A 26,713-nucleotide genomic window follows, 5' to 3' on the forward strand; every position below is an offset into this window, starting at 1 on the left:
GCTTATCTGTAATCCCTAAACGTTTTTCTGATGTAAGTTTGTACTTGTCTACCGATTTATGAAATTATAATACGTTCTAAGAATAATTAGAGTCATTTGAACATATTTAGGATTGAAGTTGGGGTAGATGCAAATTTTTTCATCACCACTTGCTGTAGCTAACGGCCGTTCTAAAATAGACAGCTTTCTTCTCATTTGCTGTATGAAAAAGTTAAGCAATGTTCACTTTAACTAACCAAATATCAAATTTACCTCTCTAAAAGGAGAATTATTATTTTTTAATTACTTTGACAGACAGAGTAATATTTGCTAAAATTACTCTATCAGATAGAACAATAATATCTAAGTAGGTGACTTATGGTTAGAAGTGATATCATTCGTGGACACTTGGATTCAATTATTTTACGACTGTTTTTGGAGAAAGATCGATATGGATATGAAATATCTCAGGAAATTAGTTTACGTACAGATAATCGTTTTCAAATCAAAGAAGCAACTTTATACGCTGTGTTTCAACGATTAGAGAAGAGAGAACTAATTGAAGCATATTATGGGGATGTCTCTCATGGTGGAAAAAGAAAGTATTACCGCATTACCACATTAGGAAAAGCATATTTAAAAGAACTAGTAAGTGAATGGACTGAAGTGAAGGAAATTATCAACTTGTTTATGGAGGGTTTAGAATGATGAAAATGAAAAATCATATTGATGAATTATTTAAGGACATTCCTAGTAATAACGAAACCGAAATGGTTAAACAAGAGATTATGCAAAATCTTGAAGAGAAAGTGTTCTATTTAATGGAGCATGGAAAAGAAGAAGATGATGCCATTAATAAAGCCATTGTTGAATTTGGAGATATTGAAGAGTTAAAAAAAGAATTAGGAGTGAAACAACCAGAGAAGAAAAACATGGCTAAATTAAATTTAGAGTTTTCTATTTGGGGAAGTAGCTTAATAATTGTATTTTTTATATTTATCAACTTCTACTATACCCCAGATACAATTTGGGCTATATATCCAATATTCACTATATTATGGTGGCCACTTTCAATGTATTTCGTATGGTCACGTAAGCAATGAAGAAAGGAGAATAGATAATGAAAAATTATTTTAGTTTTGCCGTAGCTGGTAGCTTTATGACCATGTTATTTTTAGGAATTACTAATTATATAACATCACCGAATGATATTTGGTTTATTTATCCATGTTTTCTGCTTTTACTATGGCCTATTACCCTTTATTTTATGTTTAAGAAACTTTATAAACAATACTCTATTATTTGTAGTTTCATGTTAATCTCTTTCCTTTTGATTGAAAATTATTTATATTCACCAAACCATTTATGGTTTATATACGCTGTTTATCCAATCATATGGTGGCCTATTCTCATGTTTTTAGAGGAAAAAGCTAAATCTATAACAGTTGCACTTATAGGTAGTTCAATTACCATCATCTATTATTCAATATTAAATATTACACTTTCTCCCCAATATCCTTGGGCGATTTACCCTGCATTCTTAATAATGTGGTGGCCATTAGCTTTATATCATGCTAAGAAAAAAACATCCGTTGCATTCTCTATTAATGCAAGCATACTAATTAGTATCTTTTTTATTACTGTAAATGTTGTTTCTTCACCAGGAACAATATGGGCGATTTATCCAATCTTTTTAGTGATGTGGTGGCCTCTTAGTATGTACTTTTATGTTTATAAAAAGAAAAATATACAAAGTTATTAAAGAAAAATGAGTATACCTATTTTTCTTTAATAGTAGACATTTATCACAAAAAGAATATAGGTTATAATCTTATTAAGAAAATGCTACAGCAAACCCCAACATAGAGAAAATCAATATTGGGGTTTGCATTATACTTCATTTACCTATGATACGGTTCCCCGTAATGTATCTACCTGAAATTAATAACACCTCTTCTAATCGATTAGGAGGAGGCGACTACCCTCCTACCTCTCACCCCTTCATACATACGGATGTGTATACAGAGGATTCAATTAGGATAATTGACGCAGGATTTCATAACGAGCATTAATATTCGTTTGGCCCCTTTAAGTGTACCTCATAGAATTCACCACTTCCTCCACCAAGTATGTCCTTCAAATTTTCAGTATTCAACATAGAGAACTGCATGCCAAATGTAGTTCTGACATAAAGTTTGATAAAAACAAGTTGTTAAAGTTAAATCACAAGCTGCTTTTCTTTGGCACTAAACCATAGGGCCTTTTTATCTATTACTTAAAACCTATGGCTAATAATATTCATTAGCGAAGATAGAAACAAAAGTACATTACCAGTTATTAACACTTTGTACTAAGTCAATTATTTCTTCTTCAGTTACATCAGAGACACCCTCGATATTACTTTCTCGGTCAAAGCAAGAGATTACCAATTGCCACTCATTATTATTCAGGTAAATCAAATAACCATCCTGATTATTTGATTTCATTAATTGAACGGACGTATCATCAATTAATAGCTCCTTTTCAATAGCCGTTCCATCTATTGTTTTTGCTGAAAAAGTAATTTTTGCTTCAGGACTATTGGTTGCAAATACCCGGTAAGTTCTATCTGTGGTAGCTATTCGGTAATTTAAATTAGCAAATTGATTATTTTCATTTGTTCCGATGATATACTCTACTTCCTCTGCACTTGGTTCCTCTAATGCCATAATTTCAGGAAGGGGTATAGAAATATTGTAGTTCTCTTTCACTTGAGTGAAGGATGTATAAACTTTACTTTGTGACGATCCTGCATTTGTCACTTGGTAACCAATTGATGGTTCTTCGTTATTTTTACTTTTTTCGAACTGTGTCACCTCAAAGAAACGATCCACCATTGCTTCACCTATTGGGGAATACATAATCCCAAGTCCTAATACAGCAGCAGAAGCAACGGCAATCGAACCTCTTCTAAAACGTTTTTGAGGCTGTTCAACGCTTGCTTTTTTAGCACCTAGCTTTGTTCTCTCGTGGACCTCCTTTGGCACTGTGATTTTTTGGATTTCATCTTTAATATTATTCATCAATAAAAATCCTCCTTTTTCAGTTGCTTTCTCAATTTATTTAACGCTCGATACAAAATTGATTTTGTAGTACCCAGCGGTATATTCAACAGCTGTGCAATTTCTTGAAAAGTATAGCCTTCATAAAATTTTAAAAGTACAATACTTTTTTCATCTTCATCTAAATATTCTAGAATTTCATGAATCGTAACGGTTAATGAAAAATCCTCCTCCTGATCTTGAAGATTCTTCTCGATTCCTTGTTCCAAATGGATTACTTGCCGATTTTTCTTCACTAAATTAATCGAATGTGTCATTGCAATTTTAATAATCCATGTTTTAAAATATTGGGGATTATTTAGTGTTTTGATGTTTTTAAATGCTCTATAAGCTACTTCTTGTAAAACATCTAAAGCATCACTTTCATTTTTAACGTAGACATATGCGATGCGATAAATATCATCTTCATACTGTTGAAATAATTTTAAAAATGCCCTTTCACTTCCTTTTTGAGCTTTATGTACTAGCTTAACCAAATTGAATTCACCTTCCTTCTTAGTTCTACATGTATTAGACAAATGAATGCTATATTTGGCTTAAATTATTTTATATTTTGAAGACTTTATAAATTGAAATGAGCTACTTTACGGCATGGCGCTATAATTTTAGCTCAAATCCTATGATTAGGAAATCTATGGGGTTTCAGATTTAAATAATAAGGGGCATTAATGGAATATTACGCTTCAGAAATAATCAAACTGCATATTAAAATGCACTTTCCAGAATAAAAGAAACGATTGAACTGTTGAAAAAAAAGAAATTCCAGTCGCTTTTTCGAACATTGCTCAAAGGTCTAATGAAATTGATATCGATGGTAGAGGGATTCACCAAAATACAATACGGATTGATAATCTTCATAGGAAGTATATGAAACTATCCAAGCAAGAGCTTGTCCAAAAACTAATCCTTGCTGAAGAATATATTTCTGAGAATGAAACTTAATGGGTTACAAATCACTTTGAAAGATTTAAATAGTGATATAAGAAAAAACGATTCTTCAACTAAGAAGAATCGCAATTTCTTAAGCTATCATCTGTATTTTGGTGATATGATACAATTAAGTGTGTTGTTACCAATTATTGTGTGAAACATATAATAAAACTGTGTGAGGGATAAAATATGAAAAACTATTTAACAACTATAAATCACGATTTACAAGGATTAAAAAACTAATATTAGAAGGACATTCTTCTCCTAATTTTAATTTGTCCCCTGTACTTTCTCTCTCCCACGATATTTGTATAACTCTTTATGAAACTAACAAAGTATTAAAAGAAGATGGAGTCATACATTCTGATTTGCCACATATGGATGTAATTAAAGAAGTACGTAATAAAGTAAAGACTAATCAAGGCATTAAAAATAGAGAAATCTTTAATAATCTTATAAAAATATGGGTGACTTTGAAAAGATAACACGGCGCATTAACCGAGTTTAGTGCAACAACATTCATTATTTTTGTTGTAGTAAATGCGGTCTTTTTTATTACAAAGGCTCTGTTTAACTTAATTATTGATTCTCTTCAAATTAATAAGCGTATTCGAGATAAAACAATAGTAAACAATAGACTTCTAAAAAATACCGATTAATACTAACTTACATTTTTTAGAAATAAGTGTTAATATCAGGTGTGTTGATTAAGGGAATATTAGGTTGCTATTTACCGTTAAAATGGTTTTTATGTTCAATATTAACGTATTTTACTACATTTTTTAGTTGAATGTAGCGGAGGGTGCTCGACTCCTGCGGGAAATGCAAGCGAACCGAGACCCTGCACGGAGCGTAGCGAAGGAAGCGGCTCGGTGCTTGCCCGCGGAAAGCGAGCATCCCGTAGCGGAAATCAACCTAACACTTTAATAGTTATGGTTAAAATTGGTTAATCGACACGCCTGTGTTAATATATTATTAAGAGGGGTGATACTTTGTCAGACTTCTTTAGCAAATATACGCCATATGTAGTGCTACTCATTTTTATATTTGAATTAATTTATTTCGGTATTCCAGATTATATAAAACCCGTGTTTATTTATGAGTATCTTATATTAATCGGATTGGGTTATTTGCTTGGTACTCTTCACCATTTTTTTAATCCAAGTAAAAAAACAGATACGTTACTACGTGTAGGCATTATCATTAGTTCTCTCGCCTTATTGATTACATCAATCTTCTATAAAGCCACGCTTTCGGTTATTTTTTCTGCGATAATGTTCGTTGCGGTTAGTTTTTCATTATATTTAGAAATCAAGCCAAACAAGAAAAAGGATTAATATCCCTTTCCGTCTTCGAACAAGTCAAATATCAACTGTATAATTAAACAGAGCCATTACAAAAAGGATAGATAGAGCAAATATTAATTCTGCTCTATCTATCCTTTAAATTAATGACTATATAATATGTGACATTATATAAATTCTTATTATTTTAAATAGTCGCAATAGATATCTTGACTTTTAATAAAACTAATGCGAATGTGTTATATATTATTTCGATAAATCGATTTTTTTATTTAATAAGTGAATAATGATACCACCAACAGTCATAGACAATAACTCACCAATCCCTACAGTTAACCAAGTCGCCCAAAACGGATAATCAAAAAGAATTGTTAATTGCCCTGCAACTGTGAACATTGATATAGCAAAAATCAATGCGGTAACAACCATTTTCAAAATATCATTTGTTATCTTTTTAGTCACTGAACGGCAAAGAATTAATACTAGAAATGTTGAAATACCACCGATTGGTACATCTAGTATCCAAGTTGGTGACATGAAGTTTGCGAGTATTACGCCAATTGTCACTGCCATTATATAACGCTTGTTGTACAATGCCAGATAGTTGAACATCTCCGACAAACGTAGTTGTATTGCCCCAAAACTAATGACCGACAATAAAACAGTCACTGCCACATATAAGCCTGCAACAAGTGAAGTCTTTGTAAGCTCACTTACAGTAATACGTGGTGATGCATTTAAAATAGACTTATTCAATTTATATTCTCCTTTATAAAATAGCACTTCCGCTATTTTAGTAATAACTACGACCAAAGGAAGAAAGAGCCTATCGCCCTATCTGAAGTGCCGTAGTGCAAGCTATATTTTGCTTACTTGCATATTATATCAGAAGAATTTAACATTGAACAATACTATTTTGCAATCCAACCGCCATCTATCGGTACGACAGTCCCATGAATATAATCAGATGCTTGACTAGCCAAATAAAGTGTTAAATCCGCCACTTCACTTGGTTGTGCCCAACGGCCCGCTGGTGTCTCTTTAGCAACCCATTTTGCTATTTCGCCATCTCCTTCAAAATCAGCCTTGTTCATCGGTGTTTGAATTGCTCCAGGTGCAATCGCATTCGCACGAATTCCTTCACGACAATAATCTTGATCTAACTGCTTCGTATAGCCAACAATGGCATGCTTAGAAGCAGTATAAGCTGCACCTCCGCCGCCTGCAACGAGACCTGCAATTGATGCCATATTAACGATTACGCCTGATTTTCGTTTTAACATATGAGGTAAAATTGCATTCGTCACAAAATAAGTACCCTTTACATTTGTGTTCATAATTTTATCCCAAAGAGCCTCATCCGTATCGAGCGTTTTCGCAAATCCATCTAAAACTCCAGCAGTATTCAGTAAAATATCAACTTGCTTGAATGTCGCCACCGCTTTTTCAAACGCTTGCCCTACATCCCCCTTATTACATACATTACCTATTGCATAAGCAAAGCGTGCCTTATATTTTTGTTTCATATTTAATAACCCCTGCTCATCCAAATCAAAAGCGAATACATTCGCCCCATTCTCTAAAAAAGCGATTGCTTGAGCCTGCCCAATACCGGATGAAGCACCCGTCACAAATACCGTCTTACCTGCATACTCATCAAACTTCATAGCTTCTCTCCTCATAACAAAAAGCTCATGATTTCTCATGAGCTTTTTATATTAATCAATAATTATCCAATCTTCCGCTAACAAATCACATACTGTTGGAGTGAACATTGTATAGCCCTCACCTCGTACATTAATTAAAAAATATGGGTTCAAATTCTCGCCATCATGTTCGCTTTGTCCAACAAGCTTCACATACAATTCGGCACCGCCCCAACCTTCACGAATCACTTTCTCGCCCGCTTTTAAACGTGGTAATACTTCTTCAAAAGTCATCAATACTCATCCTTTAACTCATTAATATCAAGCTTTCTATACTGAAAAAAGTATACTGGATTGTTGAAATGTTTACAACTGAAGTTTTTTTGCTATAAGTTTATTAACGATCGATGATGCATTTCTTAGTTAAGTGGAGCAAGTATAAAAGTATGGTCCACATTCAGTATACTCGACAATCATTTTTACTGTCTGTAACTATCGAAACAAAGGATTGGACTCTTCTCTTCGTAAAAAAGCTAAACCTCATTTATTTATATACGATTCGACCTGATCTATCTAAAAGAGGTGATTATTAAAAATTACCCGAGATTATCAAAAATAAAAAAATGTTCAACTTAGTATTGCTCAAATAAAGAATATTAAATACACAGCACTGAGAATCCTTTTTCAATGCTGTGTATTTTTCTGTGATAAAAAACCGTTTCAATGCCATATTAAGAAGGAAACAAAAAGAAAGGAGAGCTCAAATATGGGAAGAGACAATAAACAAGGTAAAAGTCAAAACAAAAGTACACTACCTCAAACACCTAAAAATCAAAAAATAGCTCCAAACAAAGTGCAAGAGGAGTTTTCTCAAGAGTTAGCTGATCTTGAAAAATTAGCTACTAAGAAGAAACAAAAAAAATAGGGGATCTTCATTTGGAATATCAACGTGTACAAGAAATTGTTGCCTCACCATCAGAATTTGAAGTGACCTATAACGGCGTTTCTGTATGGATTGACAAGTTACACGATGATGGTAATACAGCAACCGTCCATTTAAGACATTCATTAGAAGAAAGATCCGAAGTGGCTATATCAGAATTGAAAGAAGAATACCCAGTACAATAATAAAATCATCCCACTGGATTAGTATCCAGTGGGATTTTCTCACGGTATAAGCTGATGTTTTAAATCTAGAGACCCCTTGCCTGACTTTCTCTTTGGTTTAGGCAAAATAATTCCGTTCTATTCATTTATTGATAAAACCTCACTTATTTGTAATAGGATTCATCATTTCATCTTAAATAATTTACTGTATCACCTTTTAAATTATTTGTTACCGATACACCTTATCTAAGAACATATAATTTATGCCTAGTGAAACCTATGATAACACGTTGTTTATATAAAAGTTCATATCCTAAAATACCTTGTATTTTAATGGACGAATTTTGATTCAAGTTTGACACATCAGCAAAGACAGTGTTCATTTCTGTAAAGTTACCTAGACCTTCAACCTCAAGATTCTTCATACTGCCAGTCTTATAAGTCGACATAGTTGAATCATCATTAGCACCAATGATATTTGATTCCTCTTCTACAAAATTAATACTTTTGTTGAGTGAGCTCTGCAATTTTATGTCTACTAAATTAGTATTAGCACCTGTTTCTAATGCCATTTGACAAAGCGTTCTTCCTATCTTACATTCTATAATTGGCAAATGTTTCTCCATACGGAAATTATAGAATTGGTAGGTGTTTTTTGAAAGAAATTCTTCGCACTGCACATCATTCCAAAAGCCTAACTTTAAATTCGGATAGTCAAGATAAACGTTGTATTCGCTGAAAAAATCATAACCAATTAATCCATAGACTTCATCCTGGATTGCCTCTTCCAGTTGAGATAACTCCATTACAAGTGATTCTATATCACGTTTCTCAACATTTCCGCAGCATAAGCGATCAATTTTCTTTTGCACAATTTGAGAAATAACTCCTGTTGCACCTTTTAACTCTCTACCTTCATATTTCTCATAATTCATTCTTTCTTGATATTTGCTATTTAAAATAACTTTTGGCGCACCAGAATCCAAGATAAATGTCCGGTTTACATCGTTTATATTGCATTTCAAAACAATTAATTTGTTTTTGATTTCGAAATCAAGTGTTGTAAACTGCTTCATTTCATACCCCCATATAGATGTTAAGCTATTATTTATATCTACGAAGTATAGTATCAAAAGCATTGCCTATAGGATAGAGCTTGTGTCAATTAGACAAGAATTAATACAAAGAAGACAAAAATGCACTAAATGCTTTTCTAAAAGTATGCGCTTTTTTCTGAGAAAGGGGAATTACATTACCATTTTTCATCACGATTTCTTTACTCCCGATACATTCTACCCAATTTAAATTAACAACAAAGCTGACATAAGGGGGTTCAAAATAAAAATTCTCCACATTTAACCTAACGTCTCTCATTTTTAATTTTGTTTCATAATAGTTTAAAGTCGTTTTTACATATACTTTACGATTTGAATATTCAAAGTAAACTATATCACTTATTTTCTCATGTTTCATTCCGTTATGTATTGGAATAGCAAGTACTTTTTCGATTAGGCCTAACTCATCAAACCATTTCTGAATTGTACTTTCGTCCAGTGGGAACTTTAGATTAGTTATTACTATTCTCCTTTCTCTTATTAAAGCTTGTGATTGTTCTATTAATACTTCTTGCAATCTTGGTAGCTCTATTTTAAACACATCATCACTAACAGCGACTATGTCAAAGTTCAAAATCTGTTCCATCAGACTCTTTGTCTCATGAAAACAAAATGTATTGATTTTATTCGTCTGATTTTGTAATGACTTAACTTTATGCCCCGCATCCTCTATGACAGAATCTTTAGGACCTAATAATGCTACGTTTATAATCACCAAATACTCATCTCCCTAAACTCAGTACTAAGTTCAACACTTAAATGCATAGTTCATCACCATAAATTTGCAGGTCTTATATTTGTATCACACTTCTTTTCTGAATCTACCACCATTAGGGAATTCTAATAAACCTATCCTAATTTTAATAAACCCTTTTACGTTCCATAACCAATCTTTATTATGTTTGCTTATTCTTTGAAAAAAGCTCCTACTAGTTTTTCCTATGTAAATAAACGTTTCTTTTTTATCGTATACTCTTTGAATCGTATAAATGCCTGAATTTATAGTTATATCCTTATTATAAAAACTATCGAGATTATATGATCCATACCATCTTATATGTACAATTATCATTAACTTATCCATACTTTTAAGGATAATTATACTATACAATAAATGAGTGTTTCTCTTATTTAGATGAATTCCTTCTTCATAAAAATGAACCCGTTAAAACCCAATAATAAAAAGAAGCCAAAAGCTCCTTTTTATATTATGCTTTTATTTCCCCCTTTCTAGTAAGCCCAGACCTCTTCAAATCCTTGCAAACCGCTCATAAACATTATTTAACGTTTGACATCCTAATTGCCTATCTTTCGCTACATATAGGCTACATAATTCTGCTGTTAACTTCGCATAACCTAATGTATGATGACTGTTCATCACTGATATACCGTGGTGATCACATAAATCTTCTAGTTTCACTATGTTTGATTTTTGTTCTACAATTTTATATAGAAAGGAAGTATCCACAATTCAATGCTTAAAAGGTATGAGAAATAATTTTGAGCTTTCATATTGCATGACATTTCGTTCATGGTTGGCGGGATATGCTACAAGTGTACAGTCTTGCTTTAATGGAAGGAACTTAATGAGGACATCAGATAGATTTGGTGCTTCTTTCATTTGATTGTTTGTTATACACGTTAGTTGAACAATTTCCTGGGGAATATGTACAAGTGAGTTAAAAATAACATCCGCTTGAATGGTATTCTCACACATTTTAATTGTATCAATTGAAAGTATGCCATCCCCTTTCTCTGGGAAAAAGGCCGAGTATTTCAGATTCATGCTTTCTTGATACATGCCATGTTGTTCCACTAAAAAATTACCTAGTGAACCAATGACCGTTTTTATATGCATGACATTCGCCATAAAACGTTCTATGAGTGCCGGATGGTTTAATTGATATTGGTAAATAAACGGTTTCAATTCTTCAACATATGAATTTCTCCCTATTAAAACCTTTGCATCTTAAAAAATTTGTAAGTAACGAATGGATTCCCAGCTTTCACTTTCCATCCAGACTAGAAGCTGCCCTTTCCAAACATGCTTGGACTTACACCAAAGTGGTTTTGAACTCATCACCTTTCAGGTCAAATCCGCCGCCGTAGAATAAGCCCGGTTTACCAACTAGAGCTAGTTCTGGAGTAAAAGAATCCATTTTGAACAAAGTTTGATCAAAATGAATTCTATATTAATAATAATTTAGTACGTCATTTTCTTATCCTTAAACAAATCCCATATGGTCTTTCACATGATTGACGTTCTCTTTAGAAGTCAACATTTCAAGTAGTACAAAGGCAACGTCAAAAGCCGTACCTGGATTTGATGATGTGATAATATGTCCATCTCGAACAATTCGCTCATCTTTTACATTTGCACCAAAGTTCTTTAGTTGCTCTTTTCTGATACTTGTTGGATGGTTGTAGGTAGTAGCATTTCTACCTTCAAGAATGCCACTCTTACCAAGAGTAAGCGATGCAACACAGATACTTGCAATTGGTTTTTGTTTTTCATGAAAATACCTTATCACATTTAAAAAAGGCTCACTAAATGCATCGTCATAAAAACCAGCTTCTTCAAATCCTCCAGGAATCGCAAGTGCATCATATTCCTCTAATAGAATTTCATCGATTGTTTTTTCAGGTACAACAGTGAAATTCCATGTACAAGTTAATTTTTCTCGAAGGCCTACTGTCACGACCTCCGTCGAACCATCACCTTCCCATTTATTCCAACCCAACACATCTGTAAAAACACTTGCTTCTACTGCTTCAAAACCATCAGCTAACAGTAATAATACTTTTTTCATTTCACCAATCGCCTCCTTATGTTTAATTTTATTAAAGTAAAGAGAATTGTTATATAGTATTAGAAAGAACATTCGTTTATTTAACTTTAAATTATAAAGAATTTAGGTTAATCTAACTAATAAAAAAAGGTGCTGATGATTATGGATCATATAGACAAAGAAATTGTAAAAGAATTGCAACTGAATGCCAAAATTTCAATGAAAGAATTGGCAGAGGTCGTTCACTTATCTTCTCCGGCCGTAATTGAACGAGTTCGTAAGCTTGAAGAGCAACAAGTAATCGTTGGCTATCATGCTCATATTGATTTCAAAAAAATAGATCGTCATATTAGTGCTATTATTTTGTTTGAGTCAAAAGACTGTAAAGCATTAACAAATTTTTGTCATAACCACCCAGATGTATTGGAATGTTACCGAGTAGCAGGAGAAATAAGCTATATTGTAAAACTAGCAACGCATTCCGTTGAAAGTTTAGAAAAATTTATCGATGCATCAATGCCTTATGGTACCCCCTCCACTAATATCGTGTTATCTTCACACGAAAAAAATGTAATTGAACCATTTCCAGTGGAAGATTAACAAAAGAAAAACGACATACTTAATATCCTTTCATACAACAAAACAAAGCCCCCTTGCATACATCATGCAAGGGAACATAAATTATCATTCTTAATGGATTTTGATAACAGTACGTAGCACAGAATCTAAAATAGACTTGTTAATAACCCTTAACAAGTCTATCTCAAATTTCTTATTAAACTAAAGCCATCGATAGTTGAACAAGATTTATTCATACGTCACTTCTGTATTCTAGAATATCACCAGGTTGACAGTCTAAAGCCTTACATATTGCCTCTAAAGTTGAAAACCTAATGGCTTTTGCCTTTCCATTTTTCAATATAGAAAGGTTAGCCATCGTTATTCCAACTCGCTCTGAAAGTTCTGTTACGCTCATTTTTCTTTTCGCTAACATCACATCAATATTGATTATTATAGCCATTTTATCACCTCAGACTGTCAAATCATTCTCAGATTTTAATTCCAGTGCACTTTTTAACAGTCCCTGAAGAACAGCAGTGAAGAGTAAAATAACTAGAGTTGCAAAAATGATTACAACACCAATGACACCTATTCCTGGATGCAAAGCGTTTTTTGATACAAGTAAAAATAGCCCTATTACATATAAGATAATGATTGTAATTGCGCAGTATTTTATATATTTTAATGAAATTACAGCTAAATCAGAAAAAGCATTTTTACTTTCAATATATTTTAAAAGTTCCAATGTTTCATACAAAGCAAGAAAAAACGGTATTGCTGTTGCATATAAACCTAAAAGAACAGGAAATCTCAAAGAAGCATATTCTGGAAACGCTTCTGCTGTATCTCTTGCCAATCCCGGTAACCAAAATACACACAATGCAAGGATTATAATCCCAATACTAAAAATAGCTACCTTTAAAAAAGTTATTGTTCCTTGTTTCATAAAGCACCTCACTTTTTTATCGTTATTTTTATTATAACCTCAAATTTATCGTTTTCTAACAAATTTTTATCGTTTTAATTATCATTTGATTATAAATAAAGATTATAACAGCTTATACAAAACGCTCCCGTTAAATTCAATTCATTAAATTTAACTATGTTTTTATAAATGACGCCTGAAGTAACCTGTCCGTTACTTTTATAACAATTGAGCAAATTCGTTACTCTATACATAAGCATTCCCAAACTCATCTTTAATCGTAAATAAAAGCTGAACTAATATGAAATAATTAGTTCAGCCTTAAATTCTCATTTAAAATGTTACACATTAAAAATAATATGTTGTTACAGGTGTGTAAATTAGGAAAATATTAGGTTGTTATTTGCCGTTGAAATGGGTTTTTTATGTGCAATACTAACGTATGTTACTACATTTTTTAATTGATTGTCGACTCCTGCGGGAAATGCAAGCGTACCGAGACCTTGTACGGAGCGTAGCGAAGGAAGCGGCTCGGTGCTTGCCCGTGGAAAGCGAGCATCCCGTAGCGGAAATCAACCTACCACTTCATCAATAATGGTTAAAATTGGTTAATTAACATACCTGATGTTGTTAGGTACTTTCTTTTTTATAGGTTCAAGTTGTCACCTTCTATTTTGAAGAGGCATACTCAATGATCAAAAGAAGTCGCAATCTCTAGAGCGACCATTGGATCTTTTACTTGGTCAATTGTATAAACGATATTTTCTTTTTGCCAAATAATTCTGTTACCTAATTTTTCTACGTCAATATGAACCAGACCATTTGGTTTCGGAATAGGGAGAGTATGGGTTTCCAAAAATTCTGTCGCTTCATGAGCCAACTTCTCCCCTTCCTTCACATCCGTTGTTCGTGCACGGGCAGTAAGTGCCCAACGACCTTCGTTCCAACTAGTAAATATTGAGCCTGCACCAGCATCCTGGTAACCTTTAATACCATATCCCAGATCAACTGCTTCTCCGCCTAACTTGCTAAAATCTTCAAACCCAACTTGTTCACTTGCCTCAGTCAAACTGTCGTACTTTTTAACACTTATTCGAGCGATCACTGTTACCGCTTTATTCTTTTTCAACAATTTATTATTAATTGATATCGACTCATTACTTTTGAAAAAAACAACTTCATAATGATTAGCAGCTGATTTAGTCGTTGCTGTTAAATGTTTACCTTTCTCTAAAGGTAGTTGGCTTGGCAGTATTTTAGATAAATTGGTTTTCAATTGTGTTTTTATAACCTTTAATACTTCATCTTGTGTCAGTATATGATTGGTTCGCTCACTCTCATTTTTAGAAGTACCCTTTTGATCATTGTTCTCTATGTTATCTTTATTAACATTACTTGTTTGGTTCATTTCGGCTTGAGTATTGTTCTCACTTGTCTGTTCATTCTGCTTTACTTCTCCGCTGTCACTAGAACAGGCACTTAGTAAACTTAAAGCAAGAAGTGGAGATAGAACTCGTACAACTGTTTTCATTTAAATCTTCCTTTCTTTACTGGCGTTACTACCCTTATTATATATGGTTTTTCCTTCATTCTAAAAACTAAAAAATTTGAAGATGAATTAAAAATCTCTACTTTCCATTATTAGACCAGCTGCAAATTCACTATTGTAACACAATAGTTATCATGCTTTTCTAAACTTATTGATATTACAGTACTTGAAATCTTGAATCGCTCCTCATCCAGAAGTTGTTTGGTCCTTTTCAAAGTTTCAAATACCTCTATTATAAATGGAATATTCTAAATATTATAAATATAACTATCAGAAGAATAAAATAATCATAATGTTCATATTAATCTATATCTCTCATTAGTGAAAGGAGCATATTAAGATGGCATTAACGCCAAAAGTAAAGTTACTTCTAGAGCAGTTGGAAAAATCAGGTACTCCAGAGATTCATGAATTAAGTCCAGTGGAGGCAAGAAGCTATTTTACTATTGAGGACTTAGCGGGTAAACGCGTAGAATTGGAGAGCGTGATCAATCAGACACTTCATACGAATGTAGGTGAAGTGCCTGTTCGAATATATACGCCAATTAAAAGTAGTGAGGCACTACCTGTTTTTGTTTATTATCATGGTGGGGGTTGGGTTATAGGTAATCTAGACACTGCAGATATTCCTTGCCGTCAGATTGCTGCCGAGTCGAAGAGTGTAGTCGTCTCAGTTGACTATCGATTAGCGCCAGAAAGTAAATTCCCTGCAGCAATTGATGATAGCTACGCTGTTATCGAATGGTTAATAGACAATGCAGAAAAATTAAATATCGATGCAACTAGAATCGCAGTTGGTGGTGATAGTGCTGGTGGCAATATCGCGGCCGTTGTATCTTTGAAGGCACGAAATCATGGCGTAAACTCCATCATTCAGCAAGTCTTGTTATATCCAGTGACAGATTATAATTTAAATACGGATTCTTACTTGGACTTTGCTGAAGGTTACTTCCTAACCAAAGAGACGATGCAATGGTTTTGGAATCATTATTTAAGAGATGAAAGCGATGGGGAAAATCCTGACGTATCCCCCCTTAAAGCTACAGATTTAACTAATTTACCTCCTGCATTAATCATTACAGCTGAGTATGATCCTTTAAGAGATGAAGGTGAAGCCTATGCAAAGAAATTACAAGAAGCGAACATCCCTGTTCAGTTAAAACGATACGATGGTGTCATCCACGGATTCTTTTCGATGGCAGGACTGCTAGAAGAAGGTGCGGACGCCATTAAGCTCGTATCTACTACGTTGAGTAAAGCATTCCACAACACCTCAAAAGATAGCCTAATCAAATAAGAGTCATATGATGTTTAATAGATTAAAACCTTAAAAGAAGCTTTTTTACCGGTTCACACATCCTGCATGCTGTGAACCTTTTTTCGCTGAATCAAAGGTTTTGAACTTAGAAAGTGAGATTACATGCCCTTTTTTGAATCTATTGTTATTATAAAATCTTATTTCAAATAAAATTCGTATCTAATTATTAAACATATTTAAAAAGACAGGGGTTAAGCATGTTAGCACAGCTTAACCCCTGTTCTTATTTGACCTGATAATCTTGAGCATATTTACTATTGAAAAATTCAACGATTTGATTTTTATGATGGTGATCGTGCCATATAAAACTACTTATATAACTATAGATTGAAAAAGGTGATCCTGCATAAGGATCAATTTCCTCTCCATTTATTTTAAATTGCACAAAAAATTCGGCATCTGATTTGTTATTTAACTTCGCTACTAACTCTTTTCTTCCATTGATAAATTCATCTATTAAGCTTACTTCAGACACGCCCGATAAAGCATATTCAGATGCCTGATCATTTAATTTTTGAAATTCTATACTCTTAATATCTGCATCCTGTTTTATTCTTGGGAGTATTTCTTCTAGTACATAGCTATCCCAATATGCTAAGTGTGCAATAATTTCAGAGACGGACCATTTACCCTTTACAGTTGGTTCAAAAAAGTCCTTCTCAGGATAATCTTTCAAGCTTTCGACCCAATCTACTGCTAGTCCAAATTCAATGATCAATTCATCTTTTGATAACTGTTTCTTAATGGGAACATACAAATCTACTTTGCATTTCCCCTCAGGATCATCTACTGGATTATTCAGACTAAATTCAAGGCTAATCTTATCATCTGCAACATAGTCACTTTGAGGTAACCAGTCCCCAAAAACGGCTTGATAAGCATTGACTAATTTATCGGGTGTATCATAGAAATGATAGAGAGCATAAAGTCCACCCGCTATTTTTTTAAACTGTACATCAGAATGTTCTTCTTTTTTAAAATCCTCTGGTACGGTGATACATGCGTCATGGCGACATGATTCTGCTGCGACAAATTCAGGATTATCCAGAGACATTCCTATATAATTTTGAGTAGGTGGAAATAGTCCATTTTTCGCTGCCCATTCCCCTAATTTGCCCCAATGATTACTAGGCTCGAAATAACTGCCAATATGCCTGATATATGCTACCTCATAGTCAGGGAGATTCTCAATTAATATATCCATATTCTAATCACTCCTAAAAATTCAACTTAACATTTAATTCTCTATTTTATATAATTATCCTTTTTTCATAAATAAATTCAAATTAGAACTAAATTAGTAAGCTTAGCTCCATCAATTTCCCACATTAAAATGGCTCGATCCAAAAACATGTTTGTAACCAAATCGCTATGGAGTAATATAAGAGTATAGTCGTAAGCATACGAGGATTTTTTTCTATAAAAGGCATGATCTTTTTCCAACATACTACAATTAGAAAAAAGAGTATCATAATAGGTAAATACTCGGGAAACGCTAAAAATAAAGAAAAGTCACCTATGCTAATGATCACTTCGACCAGTATGAAATAGAAAGCTACCATCGCTTGCTGATAATATTGCTGTTTTTTGAATATTATATTATGTAGAAATAGCCGTATTTTTTTCATTGAACACCCCTATAAATAAAGTTAATAAATCCAGAAAACGGTTAATTTATATTTAAATAAAGGGCATTCTCCTCTAATGAGATGCCCCTTATTATTTACAAATCCTTTTTCTCATATAATATAATGCAAATTCGGTATGAAAGATACAGCACTACAAGTGCAATCGCTGGTACAGAAAGAAAGTAAAAGATGGATGGTACCTCTTCTGCTGTTATCAATACGAGTAATAAGTAAAATGCAGAAGCCCCTATCAGGATCATCATAACGACAATGACCCACTGCGCACTTTGGGTACTTTTGTTAATAGCTACTGGTAGGAAAAATACCAGGATAATCATAAATACACCATAGCTTGAAGCAATTATGGAGGTGATTAAAAGGTTGATATCTCTCCGCTCCACATATTTAGGATGAATGCTAATAAAAATGTGCTAATGTGCACTGCTGTAATAATCCAAAAAGCTATAATATAGCGTGATTTAACGTATATTTTACGAGAAATCGGAAATGTATTTGCGAACTTCTGCCAATTCGATTTTTCATCTAAACTGAAGATAATCAAAATGAAATAAATACTCATAAGAGGTAGCCCAAACACGGAAATTGCGAGTGGTCCTTCCTCTAAGGAACCAATTATCATAATGACTAAAAAAGCTGCTACAATAAACCACCAATATTTCCTATTAATATACCAATCCTTCGCCAACAATCCCCTCATAGTATCCCCTAGAATTCCTTTTTCTTATAAATTTGAACCGCGATGATATATGAGATGACCATCATAAGTAACCCAGCTATTGGCACAAAATAAATGATGTTTTCAAGCGTGGTCATTGAAGGCATAGACCAATCAAAACGTTCACCAAAAATAGAAAAAGCTGCACTTGGGATAAGGAAAATACCAACTAAAATAATACGGCCCATATTCGGTCCGAATTTTATAAAAATCGGCAATAATACAGAAAAAAGAACGAAACATAATGTCATGACCGCTAACAGGAAGAGTACATATTCCTTCGCGCTACTAAGTATTGTATTATCCCCTAAGAAAATAAGTGGCAATGAGAGAATCAAGCCAATACCGGTGAAAATCACAGCTAATATATATTTGCCTAAAATATGCTGATGCAATTTCACTGGTATTGTGTTCGCGAATCGACCCCAATTTGACATTTCTTCATATGTTAAGACGGTAATTACTTGCATCACTATAAAAACGATAAAAAACATACTGAGAAATGTCCCGTTATTAAACATAAAACTGACTATTAAGAAAATCCCCAACATAACAAGCATCAATTTTAGTTGCTTTTGTACTATCATTAAATCTTTTTGAATGAGTGCAATCATCTATTAGTAACCTCCTTCACTGTAAATAACATAATTTCCTCAATTGTTGGTTTTTCAAGGGTAAAGAATTCATTCACTTCAGTACGTTTCACAAGTGCCTCGACACTATATGTATTTCTACGAATACCTTTAATAGCAGTAGGTGGAATAGCTTGTAACTCCTGATCATCTCCTCTGAAAATGCCATACTCTTCTAGTAATAAATCCTTCTCTTCACTAAATTGAATTTTACCTTGATGAATAAACGTAATATAGTCAGCGATTTTTTCTAAATCCGACGTAATATGGGATGAAAATAAAATACTATGTGACTCATCTTGCATAAAATCTAGGAAGAGATCTAAAATTTCTTCGCGAATAATTGGATCTAAGCCGCTTGTTGGTTCATCTAATATTAATAATTTGGGATGATGAGCTAATGCAACTGCAAGCGACAATTTCATGCGCATCCCACGAGACAGTTCCTTCATTGTTTTCTTTTGTGGTACTTGGAATTTTTCTAATAGCTCAAAATAGTAAGTTGAATCCCATTTTTTATATAGTTTTTTCATAAAGTTATTAATTTGAGATGGATTTAACGGTTCTGGAAACTGTATATCGTCAAAGACTACCCCGATTTCTTCTTTAACTTCTATCTCTGCTTCCTTCATTTGTTTACCAAAAATTCGAATGTCACCAGCATCTCTTTGCAGTATATTTAAAATGCATTTAATTGTCGTTGTCTTATTTAACAAAACAATAAGCTCGAAACGATTCAGTTGTCATTTTAACGATTTTCACACGCCTTTTAGTTATCTCTCCACCCTTCGACATATACATTAAATCAATGAGCTGATTACGCTGCCTAGCTTTTAATAACTGTTCTTTCACGATGTTCACTCCTTTTTTACCCATCATAGAACAAACATTCTTATTTTAGCAATAAAAAAATAACCAAGCTCACGAATGAGTATCTGGTCTTTGTCGTTAAGTATATAAAATTTTTACTATGAGAAAAACTTAGTAAGTTAAAAAGCTATCAAAACGGCCTGTTTTTTATTATATATTTATTATGTACAATATACTAAAATAGGAATTATAAGGGAGATGAATTTTACATGAAAAAAATAATGTTACTATTTTTATTAAGTCTACCATTTTATATTTTCTCTGGTACCGCACAAGCAGAGACTACAGTTTCTGAAAATTTAATTCCAAAAATGACATCAGATACTGCACCATCTGGTAAAGTAACAAGCAGCTCTAAAGTATTAGAACCATTTTTAGCTTTTGATGGAGTACCACACTATTCAGTTAGTAACACCTTTAAAGCTTGGGGAACGCATACACAAACGGGTTGGCTTGGATATGAATTTGATACACCAAAGATTTTAACTAAGTACATTTTATATTATGGGAATCACCAAAGTAGTAATCCTGGTTATATGACTAATTTACCAAATTCTTGGACTTTTGAAGGATCTAACGATGGGGTTAATTGGACAAAGCTTGATAGTGTTAGTAATTATGCTATATGGCAAGATGGGGAAAATGTTTTTGAAATAGATAATAAGCAACCATTTACGCATTTTAGAATTAATATTACCAAAAATAATGGAAGTACAAGCAATGTAGTTAACCTTACTATTCATGAATTAGAACTTTGGGGATATAACGCTACTATTGAACCTAACGCTGAAACAATCTCATTAGATAAATACAAATTAGAATTAGTTGAAGGAAACCACGATAAACTTACAGCAACTGTATTACCTGAAAACATCGCAAATAAAAAAATCATTTGGACAAGCAGTGATGAATCAATTACGACTGTTGACCAAGATGGAAATGTAATAGCTCTTCGTGAAGGAGAAGCAATTATTACTGCAAAGGTAGAAAACACAGATCTAGTAGCTATTTGTACAGTTATCGTCAAGAAACTAAATAATGAATATTCAAGTGCTATTCTAAGTATCACTTTAGTGAATGGCATAACAAAAGAATATGATGTGACTAATAAAGTTTTAAATAATTACTTAAATTGGTTTGAAAATGCCCAGGGTACTTCAACATTCAAATTTTCAAAAACACTTTCGCCTTATAAAAAAGTAACGGAATATATAGTACATGACAAAATTACCTCATTTGAAGTTAGAGAATATTAAGATAAAGAACGAGTGTCCATAATTTCCCGAAGTTTTAAAATCAGACTTTGGTGTAACTGTATAAAATATAAAAGACCAGGACTCATCTATATTGTGAGTACCTGGTCTCTATTATACAGAACACTTGTTCTCATCACGAATAAAAAAGAACCAGGTAGCTATTAATTGCCATCTGGTTGAACTGTGTATTAATTTTCTACCGTGACAACCCGCTCTATGCTAGTTAGATTTATGCGACGACAATCTTCCAACTTAATATATTCTCGGCCTGATGATGATTCCGCTAATACATCTAAGTTAGTTTCAAATTCTATATCTATTCCGTGAAGATAAATAATCCATACACTATATTGTTTGGATACTGGTCTAAGCATGTTACCACCTCCTATTACCGATTAATTTCCACATAATTAGACAAGTTCCTTTAATTATCGTTCGACATTTCAAAGGAAAATAAAAAATCTGTCGCCAATTATGGTGACAGAACAAACGATAATTATATAATTTTAGATGAAACCTCGCATTAGAGCGTTCGAGAGCTTAATACAAGTCCCTACCTTGAAGTATATCAGTAAACTATGGTTGGACGTTCGCTCACAACTAAACCTTGTACATGAACTCGATTATAACCATATCCTTCAGGTACATGGATAAATTCCGCATCAGGGACAGGTAATGGCTTAACCTCTCGAATATCTGTATCCGTTTCGAAATTCATTTTCTCGCCATTTTTAAACGTCACTTCCACATAATATTTCTTCATCTCCACTCCTCCTTTTGACAATTAATTTCCACGTAAGTTAATAATCACCTTCATAAATCGTTCGACATTTTGAGACAAGTATTGGTACTGAAAATATAGCATTCTTTCATTATGTAAAGAAGTAAATAAAAAAGTCTCAAAAACAAAAGCTTTTGAGACTTAAAAACACTAAATTATGGATAAGTTATTGAAAATTGAATATTAACATGATCATCTCCGGCGTCAGGGCCATAAAATTCAACAGTCGTATCAGCTGGTCCAATATTTACTGGTTTATTAGGATCTGCGAGAACATCATCTTTACTTGTACTATCATCTTCTTTTACATCTCCATAAAAAGTATAATTACCAGTACCAGGTGCATAAAACTCTAAGTTCGTTATAGACGCTTGTTCTTGACTAGAACCATCTGATTTGCTCCAAATAGTAACTTCATTGGCTTTTTGGATGTCTAAGTCTGTAGAATAAAATTTAATCCAACCATAAGGCTCTATTTCATTACCTGGATCCCCGTTCTCATAAAAATTTATAGTTCCATTCATAATAAGTCTTTGCCAACCTTTTGTATTTACATCTTGTTGGTTATACCATAAAGCTACTATAGATTTAACTGTTGGGTCATTCTTATATATAGCATTAATTTGAATGCGAGAAGTAACATCAAATGTTCTTCCACCATATTCCGTAAAGTTTATTTTTTGTATTCCATCCTCTGATGTTTCATAACGTACTCCTGTTCCCCAACTTTTACCATCAACTACAAGTTCGTAATCACATACATATTCAGGATCAAGTTTTAAATACACAGCACTCACCTGGTCACCACTTGTTTGCCAATGGTCAACAGAATGTGCTTTTTGTACGATTTGTTCCGTTATATCACTTGTTAATGTTTCAAATTTTGTGATTGTAATGTCATCAAAATAAATATCACCATTGTTTGAACTGACACAAATTTGATCAGCTATAGTTGCATTATCAAGAACGGTAAATTCAAAATCTATTCTTTGCCAATCCGAATCTAGTTGAACATCACAAGTTTTTTTCTTACTATTTGTTGAACACATCATTCCTATTTCTACTGTTGGATTTGTATCTAAAGATTTTGCATACATGCTTAGAACGTATTTTCCGTATGGGTCTAATAGTGTTTGTAATGTTCCATCAGCATTAGTTCCTTGTAAACAACCTCCTTCTATTCCGATATTGTCTTGATGTGTTGCACCTGTCCATGTAATTCCGTTACTTGTAACACTGGCAGAACCATTACAATCAAAGCTAATGCATGGTGTTTTGATTAAAACCTTCATTCCTTGTTTTAATAGCAAATCGAACATTGTCTTATCTGGATTTTGTTCTAGTTGGCTCTCAAAATCATCGGCTGTCTGTTGATCGTAAATAAGTTGTACGAGTTCTTCACAAATTGGAATGTCCTTAAAAAACAGTTTATCTCCATCATTTGTAGCTAAGAAAGCGACTTGTATTGCATCCCTAAAATTAATCTCTGGTGTACAGTCAAGTGAATCATTATAATTTTTTGCCGCTACTTTTCTTTCTAACACTTCATTTCCTGTATCTAATATTAGGCAAGCTGTAGATGCTTCGATTTGCGTGAAATATTTATCCCAAGTTGTATCAGCATCATCTACATTTCCACTAATTTGAGTGGTTTCTATGAGGATTTTTTCACCAGATTGCAGTTTCTGTAAACTGTCATAATGAATTGTAAAATCCTTTCCTGGCTCTACCTCGGTTAAAGCCATAGGATGTAGGGATTCGTCCGGATAAGTTGCGCCTGGAGAAAGCGAATTACCAATATTGTTAGGAAGAGCTGTAATTGTTACAATTGTTTCATCGTCTATGATGAAATTATTTGTTGGTGATACCTGATAGATAGGAGCTGTACCAGTATTAAAATACCTTACATTGGCATTTAAATACGCAGATTGTCCCGTGTTAATATTGACTTGCTCACCGGTACTTTCTCCAGTTGTTTGTGTTGTTGAAGATGTGTGCGAATAGCCTAGCGTAATCTTACCAACAAATTTTTTCCCATCTGCACCAGCTTCTGCGCTAGTATTTTCCGTATTTGATTCTGTTTTACTAGAAGAGGTTGAATTTTCTTTAGACGTTGTAAAATTTTCATTCTCCGATATAATAAGTTTCTCCATGCTAACTCCAACTTGTGGATAGGCTGCTACTAATGGATTTCTAGCTTCTAAGGAAGTGGCACGATCCATGTTTCCTGTGACTTTTTCTAGATCAGTATATGGATCTCCTACCGTACTAGCTTGCTTTGGGTTGGATACATACTTTGTATACTTTCCTTCATAATCAGTACTCCACTGAACAACATTTGTACCGTCAAACGTATAGCCATTGATTTCCCAATCGTCTAATATCCCATCTTGATCTGAATCAGTAGTATCATCAGCTACATCACCAAATAAACTAGTTTGTGGGTAAAATTCTGTGTTTTTAAAGTCTGGTGATAATAAACAATCTTCAGGAATGATCTCTATCTTATCAGAATAAGCCCAACGTAGTTCGCAAGTTACTGCATTATTTGTATCTTTCTCAAAACGACTTTCAATACGAATTGGATATACTTTATTTCTTTCTAATTTTACTTTTATTCCCGTTTCAATGATTTCATTATCAATTTGGATTAACATCTCATGATTAGAAGAAGTGGAAAACACATACTCATCTGTTTGCTCTGGTTTAATAAATCCTAGCCATCTAGCAGATTGAATCTTTTCATTTTGTATATTAGATAACGATGACATTTGAGTTTTATCTAAAGACAGATTACTGTTCCTTTTTTGTGTTATTAACAATAGGTCATTGAATTGGGCTCCTTTAAAATAAAAACCGATTAAACCATAGTGTGAGAAACTACCTGTGTGCTTATTTTCTTTTACTTTCATTTCTAACTTCATTTCTTCACTCCTCGTAGATAAAATGACGTACAAAAATATGTTAGCACAAGGATGTGGCAGAAAATGTAACACCATGGAATTTGAGTAGGTTATTTTATTAGAATGTACATCATTTTTATACACAAACCCCCTTATATTACAGGTTATACTTTTTCAATGAATTACTTTTAGACTTACCAAAGTTTACGTCATGATAGGTATTACAAGCTTTTTTGATTCGGTAAAGGCCAGTGCCTTTTTTTGTAGTATTCCTCTGTGTTGGTTGCTGGCTTAGTTTGTTTTGATACAGTTGTTACTTCTTTCTTTTTGTAACAAAGATGCTCCGCAAGAACTTCAGCAATGCCTTGGTATATTTCTTCAAACTTATCGTTATAAATTTCTGCGACAGCTACATTGCCCACGAAACAAACCTCAATTAAAATAGCCGGCTTACAAGTGCTATTCAAGAAATACAAATCTTTTCTCTCTTTTGGTCCACGGTCTTTTAATCCACTGATACTCGCAATTTTAGAGCTAACCTTTGCAGATAATGCTTTTGCATCGTAGTAAAGGCATACTACACCGCGCGGATCATTTGTTTTACATGCAGCATTAAAGTGGACACTGATATCAAGAGAAAGCTCTTTACAGTTATGGTACTTACCGATAGTGGTTAAATTTTGATTTTGAGTTGTAGATGAGTCGTCGTGGAATTTACAACCACTTCCGTCATAATCCATTGGACGCTCTTAATAATTTCTTTAGATTGTTAATCATATAAAGGTAAATCTAACATTTTGCCATAAAAAATAACGCTAGCAATTACGCTGCGTTTACTGGGCCAACTTTTCTAAGCCTTCATCTTCTAGAATTTCTTTTACATTTGTATTTTTTTAGTGTAATTAAAAGTTAATTTACTTTTTCACTTGCCAAGTTATAAACATGAATCTCAACTTTTACGTCATCAGAAATTAAATCCTCTATTTCTTTAGTAAATATCTTCCTTACTTCTTTTTCAATTTTTTTGCCTCTACTGTAATTTGTGGAATCATCAATCATTAAACTTGTTACGATATTTATACTTACAAAATCTGGCTCAGTTTCTTTCTGTATTATTTGTACTTCTGAATATCCTTTAGTTTTAAGCCCTTTTTTAACTTTTTCAATGTTTAAAGACTTAAAATAATCATTTCTTTCTGGGGTAGATGATATTGCCTTTACAAGACGGATAGGATAATCTTTATATTTTGTGTTTCGTGTCAACTCTTTAACAATTCCCTTAATTTTTTTTTCATTTTCGTCTACATACTGTTGTCTTCCATCTATACTAATAGTAATCGTATCTTCGCTAATACCGACTAATCTTATAATTGAAATATGCTCGCTCTCTAATTTAGCAGCTATATCCGTAGGAAGTCTATCCAAACCTTCTTTCTCCCATAAATCACCTTCTTCTACCCAAGAGTTATTTATTGATGCTTCAACATGATCTTGATAACGCTGAGTAAACCATGATCCTCCACATAATAAACAAAGAAGTAAACCAATTGGTATCTTCTTTTTTTCCATAAAAATCCCTCCCT

General features: G+C 33.2%; 32 protein-coding genes and 1 pseudogene. 9 read left to right on the plus strand and 24 right to left on the minus strand.

What is annotated here, in order from left to right; translation table 11 throughout:
- Positions 1-357 precede the first annotated feature (357 nt).
- Genes JFL43_RS02880 through JFL43_RS02890 form a run of 3 tightly spaced genes read left to right on the plus strand, consistent with a single transcriptional unit; the run spans position 358 to position 1,741 of the window.
- A complete protein-coding gene (locus tag JFL43_RS02880) occupies positions 358-687 on the plus strand; it encodes a PadR family transcriptional regulator (protein ID WP_200747843.1) in 330 nt (109 codons plus the stop codon).
- Positions 684-1,082: a permease prefix domain 1-containing protein gene (locus JFL43_RS02885; protein ID WP_200747844.1), complete on the plus strand. Its 399-nt coding sequence runs from the start codon at positions 684-686 to the stop codon at positions 1,080-1,082. Before JFL43_RS02880 ends, JFL43_RS02885 begins: the two co-directional genes overlap by 4 nt.
- A 17-nt stretch (positions 1,083-1,099) precedes the next feature.
- The gene (locus JFL43_RS02890; RefSeq protein WP_200747845.1) at positions 1,100-1,741 is read left to right on the plus strand and encodes a hypothetical protein; all 642 of its coding nucleotides are present in this window, start codon (positions 1,100-1,102) and stop codon (positions 1,739-1,741) included.
- A 565-nt stretch (positions 1,742-2,306) separates the two neighbouring features.
- Here JFL43_RS02890 and JFL43_RS02895 read toward each other — a convergent pair.
- Positions 2,307-3,041 (minus strand): hypothetical protein, encoded by a 735-nt coding sequence (locus JFL43_RS02895; protein ID WP_200747846.1) that lies wholly within the window; start codon positions 3,039-3,041, stop codon positions 2,307-2,309.
- A complete protein-coding gene (locus JFL43_RS02900) occupies positions 3,041-3,556 on the minus strand; it encodes an RNA polymerase sigma factor (RefSeq protein WP_200747847.1) in 516 nt (171 codons plus the stop codon). Before JFL43_RS02900 ends, JFL43_RS02895 begins: the two co-directional genes overlap by 1 nt.
- Positions 3,557-5,002: 1,446 nt before the next feature.
- Between JFL43_RS02900 and JFL43_RS02905 the strand changes: the two genes are divergently transcribed.
- Complete coding sequence (locus JFL43_RS02905) at positions 5,003-5,347, plus strand: hypothetical protein (RefSeq protein WP_200747848.1); 345 nt, start codon at positions 5,003-5,005, stop codon at positions 5,345-5,347.
- A gap of 213 nt (positions 5,348-5,560) precedes the next feature.
- Here JFL43_RS02905 and JFL43_RS02910 read toward each other — a convergent pair whose 3' ends face one another.
- The 3 genes from JFL43_RS02910 to JFL43_RS02920 form a co-directional block, all read right to left on the minus strand.
- Positions 5,561-6,070 carry a QueT transporter family protein gene (locus JFL43_RS02910; protein WP_200747849.1) on the minus strand — a complete coding sequence of 170 codons (510 nt, stop codon included), beginning with the start codon at positions 6,068-6,070 and terminating at the stop codon, positions 5,561-5,563.
- Between the two features lie 155 nt (positions 6,071-6,225).
- Positions 6,226-6,981 carry a 3-oxoacyl-ACP reductase gene (locus tag JFL43_RS02915; RefSeq protein WP_200747850.1) on the minus strand — a complete coding sequence of 252 codons (756 nt, stop codon included), beginning with the start codon at positions 6,979-6,981 and terminating at the stop codon, positions 6,226-6,228.
- A gap of 51 nt (positions 6,982-7,032) precedes the next feature.
- Positions 7,033-7,254, minus strand: a complete 222-nt coding sequence (locus JFL43_RS02920) for a DUF2829 domain-containing protein (protein WP_200747851.1) — start codon at positions 7,252-7,254, stop codon at positions 7,033-7,035.
- 472 nt (positions 7,255-7,726) lie between these two features.
- Here JFL43_RS02920 and JFL43_RS02925 point away from each other — a divergent pair, with 472 nt between their 5' ends.
- Both JFL43_RS02925 and JFL43_RS02930 read left to right on the plus strand, forming a co-directional pair.
- Positions 7,727-7,885, plus strand: coding sequence for a YfhD family protein (locus JFL43_RS02925; RefSeq protein ID WP_200747852.1), 159 nt, complete (start codon positions 7,727-7,729; stop codon positions 7,883-7,885).
- Positions 7,886-7,896: 11 nt separating this feature from the next.
- Positions 7,897-8,088 carry an H-type small acid-soluble spore protein gene (locus tag JFL43_RS02930; protein WP_200747853.1) on the plus strand — a complete coding sequence of 64 codons (192 nt, stop codon included), beginning with the start codon at positions 7,897-7,899 and terminating at the stop codon, positions 8,086-8,088.
- A 221-nt stretch (positions 8,089-8,309) separates the two neighbouring features.
- On the opposite strand, the gene JFL43_RS02935 is transcribed toward JFL43_RS02930, so the two are convergent.
- From JFL43_RS02935 to JFL43_RS02950, 4 genes are all read right to left on the minus strand, one after another.
- Positions 8,310-9,143 (minus strand): aspartyl protease family protein, encoded by an 834-nt coding sequence (locus JFL43_RS02935; RefSeq protein WP_200747854.1) that lies wholly within the window; start codon positions 9,141-9,143, stop codon positions 8,310-8,312.
- Positions 9,144-9,243: 100 nt separating this feature from the next.
- The gene (locus JFL43_RS02940; RefSeq protein ID WP_325166628.1) at positions 9,244-9,897 is read right to left on the minus strand and encodes a LytTR family DNA-binding domain-containing protein; all 654 of its coding nucleotides are present in this window, start codon (positions 9,895-9,897) and stop codon (positions 9,244-9,246) included.
- Positions 9,898-10,653: 756 nt separating this feature from the next.
- Complete coding sequence (locus tag JFL43_RS02945) at positions 10,654-11,109, minus strand: hypothetical protein (protein ID WP_200747856.1); 456 nt, start codon at positions 11,107-11,109, stop codon at positions 10,654-10,656.
- 298 nt (positions 11,110-11,407) lie between these two features.
- A complete protein-coding gene (locus tag JFL43_RS02950) occupies positions 11,408-11,992 on the minus strand; it encodes a DJ-1/PfpI family protein (protein ID WP_200747857.1) in 585 nt (194 codons plus the stop codon).
- A gap of 141 nt (positions 11,993-12,133) precedes the next feature.
- Here JFL43_RS02950 and JFL43_RS02955 point away from each other — a divergent pair, with 141 nt between their 5' ends.
- A complete protein-coding gene (locus JFL43_RS02955; protein WP_200747858.1) occupies positions 12,134-12,571 on the plus strand; it encodes an Lrp/AsnC family transcriptional regulator in 438 nt (145 codons plus the stop codon).
- A 211-nt stretch (positions 12,572-12,782) separates the two neighbouring features.
- On the opposite strand, the gene JFL43_RS02960 is transcribed toward JFL43_RS02955, so the two are convergent.
- From JFL43_RS02960 to JFL43_RS02970, 3 genes are all read right to left on the minus strand, one after another.
- Positions 12,783-12,992 (minus strand): helix-turn-helix domain-containing protein, encoded by a 210-nt coding sequence (locus JFL43_RS02960; RefSeq protein ID WP_200747859.1) that lies wholly within the window; start codon positions 12,990-12,992, stop codon positions 12,783-12,785.
- A gap of 9 nt (positions 12,993-13,001) precedes the next feature.
- Positions 13,002-13,478 (minus strand): DUF2975 domain-containing protein, encoded by a 477-nt coding sequence (locus JFL43_RS02965; RefSeq protein ID WP_200747860.1) that lies wholly within the window; start codon positions 13,476-13,478, stop codon positions 13,002-13,004.
- A gap of 667 nt (positions 13,479-14,145) precedes the next feature.
- Positions 14,146-14,988, minus strand: coding sequence for a hypothetical protein (locus tag JFL43_RS02970; protein ID WP_200747861.1), 843 nt, complete (start codon positions 14,986-14,988; stop codon positions 14,146-14,148).
- A 358-nt stretch (positions 14,989-15,346) separates the two neighbouring features.
- Here JFL43_RS02970 and JFL43_RS02975 point away from each other — a divergent pair, with 358 nt between their 5' ends.
- The gene (locus tag JFL43_RS02975) at positions 15,347-16,303 is read left to right on the plus strand and encodes an alpha/beta hydrolase (RefSeq protein WP_200747862.1); all 957 of its coding nucleotides are present in this window, start codon (positions 15,347-15,349) and stop codon (positions 16,301-16,303) included.
- A 244-nt stretch (positions 16,304-16,547) separates the two neighbouring features.
- On the opposite strand, the gene JFL43_RS02980 is transcribed toward JFL43_RS02975, so the two are convergent.
- From JFL43_RS02980 to JFL43_RS03010, 7 genes and pseudogenes are all read right to left on the minus strand, one after another.
- Entirely contained in the window at positions 16,548-17,081 is a 534-nt protein-coding gene (locus JFL43_RS02980; protein WP_234447579.1) for a DinB family protein, read from the minus strand.
- Positions 17,061-17,528: pseudogene (locus tag JFL43_RS02985) on the minus strand (AraC family transcriptional regulator); the annotation flags it as partial. The pseudogene JFL43_RS02985 and the gene JFL43_RS02980, both read right to left, overlap by 21 nt.
- Before the next feature lie 519 nt (positions 17,529-18,047).
- Positions 18,048-18,290, minus strand: coding sequence for a hypothetical protein (locus JFL43_RS02990; protein WP_200747863.1), 243 nt, complete (start codon positions 18,288-18,290; stop codon positions 18,048-18,050).
- A gap of 35 nt (positions 18,291-18,325) precedes the next feature.
- Positions 18,326-18,658 (minus strand): ABC-2 transporter permease, encoded by a 333-nt coding sequence (locus JFL43_RS02995; RefSeq protein WP_200747864.1) that lies wholly within the window; start codon positions 18,656-18,658, stop codon positions 18,326-18,328.
- 20 nt (positions 18,659-18,678) lie between these two features.
- Positions 18,679-19,302 carry an ABC-2 transporter permease gene (locus JFL43_RS03000; protein WP_200747865.1) on the minus strand — a complete coding sequence of 208 codons (624 nt, stop codon included), beginning with the start codon at positions 19,300-19,302 and terminating at the stop codon, positions 18,679-18,681.
- Complete coding sequence (locus JFL43_RS03005; RefSeq protein ID WP_234447568.1) at positions 19,299-20,036, minus strand: ABC transporter ATP-binding protein; 738 nt, start codon at positions 20,034-20,036, stop codon at positions 19,299-19,301. The genes JFL43_RS03000 and JFL43_RS03005 overlap by 4 nt, the downstream gene beginning before the upstream one ends.
- Positions 20,026-20,172, minus strand: a complete 147-nt coding sequence (locus tag JFL43_RS03010) for a hypothetical protein (RefSeq protein WP_200747866.1) — start codon at positions 20,170-20,172, stop codon at positions 20,026-20,028. The genes JFL43_RS03005 and JFL43_RS03010 overlap by 11 nt, the downstream gene beginning before the upstream one ends.
- A 227-nt stretch (positions 20,173-20,399) precedes the next feature.
- Here JFL43_RS03010 and JFL43_RS03015 point away from each other — a divergent pair, with 227 nt between their 5' ends.
- A complete protein-coding gene (locus tag JFL43_RS03015; protein ID WP_234447569.1) occupies positions 20,400-21,446 on the plus strand; it encodes an Ig-like domain-containing protein in 1,047 nt (348 codons plus the stop codon).
- Positions 21,447-21,634: 188 nt separating this feature from the next.
- Here JFL43_RS03015 and JFL43_RS03020 read toward each other — a convergent pair whose 3' ends face one another.
- The 5 genes from JFL43_RS03020 to JFL43_RS03040 form a co-directional block, all read right to left on the minus strand.
- Positions 21,635-21,820: a hypothetical protein gene (locus JFL43_RS03020; RefSeq protein ID WP_157813026.1), complete on the minus strand. Its 186-nt coding sequence runs from the start codon at positions 21,818-21,820 to the stop codon at positions 21,635-21,637.
- Positions 21,821-22,014: 194 nt separating this feature from the next.
- A complete protein-coding gene (locus JFL43_RS03025; protein ID WP_200747867.1) occupies positions 22,015-22,209 on the minus strand; it encodes a hypothetical protein in 195 nt (64 codons plus the stop codon).
- Between the two features lie 173 nt (positions 22,210-22,382).
- Positions 22,383-25,151 carry a binary toxin-like calcium binding domain-containing protein gene (locus JFL43_RS03030; protein WP_200747868.1) on the minus strand — a complete coding sequence of 923 codons (2,769 nt, stop codon included), beginning with the start codon at positions 25,149-25,151 and terminating at the stop codon, positions 22,383-22,385.
- Between the two features lie 200 nt (positions 25,152-25,351).
- Positions 25,352-25,870 (minus strand): N-acetylmuramoyl-L-alanine amidase, encoded by a 519-nt coding sequence (locus tag JFL43_RS03035; protein ID WP_200747869.1) that lies wholly within the window; start codon positions 25,868-25,870, stop codon positions 25,352-25,354.
- Between the two features lie 169 nt (positions 25,871-26,039).
- Complete coding sequence (locus JFL43_RS03040) at positions 26,040-26,699, minus strand: hypothetical protein (RefSeq protein ID WP_200747870.1); 660 nt, start codon at positions 26,697-26,699, stop codon at positions 26,040-26,042.
- Positions 26,700-26,713: the final 14 nt, after the last annotated feature.

Origin of the sequence: Viridibacillus soli (assembly GCF_016612995.1) — a bacterium.
Taxonomy (GTDB): Bacteria; Bacillota; Bacilli; order Bacillales_A; family Planococcaceae; genus Viridibacillus; species Viridibacillus soli.

What these genes read in the sequence shown, in the direction of transcription:
- JFL43_RS02920 (WP_200747851.1), bottom strand. Translation starts at nt 7,254, where the DNA reads ATGACTTTTGAAGAAGTATTACCACGTTTAAAAGCGGGCGAGAAAGTG.
- JFL43_RS03030 (WP_200747868.1), bottom strand. Translation starts at nt 25,151, where the DNA reads ATGAAGTTAGAAATGAAAGTAAAAGAAAATAAGCACACAGGTAGTTTC.
- JFL43_RS02895 (WP_200747846.1), bottom strand. Translation starts at nt 3,041, where the DNA reads ATGAATAATATTAAAGATGAAATCCAAAAAATCACAGTGCCAAAGGAG.
- JFL43_RS02935 (WP_200747854.1), bottom strand. Translation starts at nt 9,143, where the DNA reads ATGAAGCAGTTTACAACACTTGATTTCGAAATCAAAAACAAATTAATT.
- JFL43_RS03040 (WP_200747870.1), bottom strand. Translation starts at nt 26,699, where the DNA reads ATGGAAAAAAAGAAGATACCAATTGGTTTACTTCTTTGTTTATTATGT.
- JFL43_RS02975 (WP_200747862.1), top strand. Translation starts at nt 15,347, where the DNA reads ATGGCATTAACGCCAAAAGTAAAGTTACTTCTAGAGCAGTTGGAAAAA.
- JFL43_RS02890 (WP_200747845.1), top strand. Translation starts at nt 1,100, where the DNA reads ATGAAAAATTATTTTAGTTTTGCCGTAGCTGGTAGCTTTATGACCATG.
- JFL43_RS02885 (WP_200747844.1), top strand. Translation starts at nt 684, where the DNA reads ATGATGAAAATGAAAAATCATATTGATGAATTATTTAAGGACATTCCT.
- JFL43_RS02955 (WP_200747858.1), top strand. Translation starts at nt 12,134, where the DNA reads ATGGATCATATAGACAAAGAAATTGTAAAAGAATTGCAACTGAATGCC.
- JFL43_RS02915 (WP_200747850.1), bottom strand. Translation starts at nt 6,981, where the DNA reads ATGAAGTTTGATGAGTATGCAGGTAAGACGGTATTTGTGACGGGTGCT.
- JFL43_RS02970 (WP_200747861.1), bottom strand. Translation starts at nt 14,988, where the DNA reads ATGAAAACAGTTGTACGAGTTCTATCTCCACTTCTTGCTTTAAGTTTA.
- JFL43_RS02880 (WP_200747843.1), top strand. Translation starts at nt 358, where the DNA reads ATGGTTAGAAGTGATATCATTCGTGGACACTTGGATTCAATTATTTTA.
- JFL43_RS02960 (WP_200747859.1), bottom strand. Translation starts at nt 12,992, where the DNA reads ATGGCTATAATAATCAATATTGATGTGATGTTAGCGAAAAGAAAAATG.
- JFL43_RS02925 (WP_200747852.1), top strand. Translation starts at nt 7,727, where the DNA reads ATGGGAAGAGACAATAAACAAGGTAAAAGTCAAAACAAAAGTACACTA.
- JFL43_RS02990 (WP_200747863.1), bottom strand. Translation starts at nt 18,290, where the DNA reads ATGATTATCCTGGTATTTTTCCTACCAGTAGCTATTAACAAAAGTACC.
- JFL43_RS03015 (WP_234447569.1), top strand. Translation starts at nt 20,400, where the DNA reads ATGAAAAAAATAATGTTACTATTTTTATTAAGTCTACCATTTTATATT.
- JFL43_RS03020 (WP_157813026.1), bottom strand. Translation starts at nt 21,820, where the DNA reads ATGCTTAGACCAGTATCCAAACAATATAGTGTATGGATTATTTATCTT.
- JFL43_RS03000 (WP_200747865.1), bottom strand. Translation starts at nt 19,302, where the DNA reads ATGATTGCACTCATTCAAAAAGATTTAATGATAGTACAAAAGCAACTA.
- JFL43_RS03035 (WP_200747869.1), bottom strand. Translation starts at nt 25,870, where the DNA reads ATGGATTATGACGGAAGTGGTTGTAAATTCCACGACGACTCATCTACA.
- JFL43_RS02965 (WP_200747860.1), bottom strand. Translation starts at nt 13,478, where the DNA reads ATGAAACAAGGAACAATAACTTTTTTAAAGGTAGCTATTTTTAGTATT.
- JFL43_RS03025 (WP_200747867.1), bottom strand. Translation starts at nt 22,209, where the DNA reads ATGAAGAAATATTATGTGGAAGTGACGTTTAAAAATGGCGAGAAAATG.
- JFL43_RS02950 (WP_200747857.1), bottom strand. Translation starts at nt 11,992, where the DNA reads ATGAAAAAAGTATTATTACTGTTAGCTGATGGTTTTGAAGCAGTAGAA.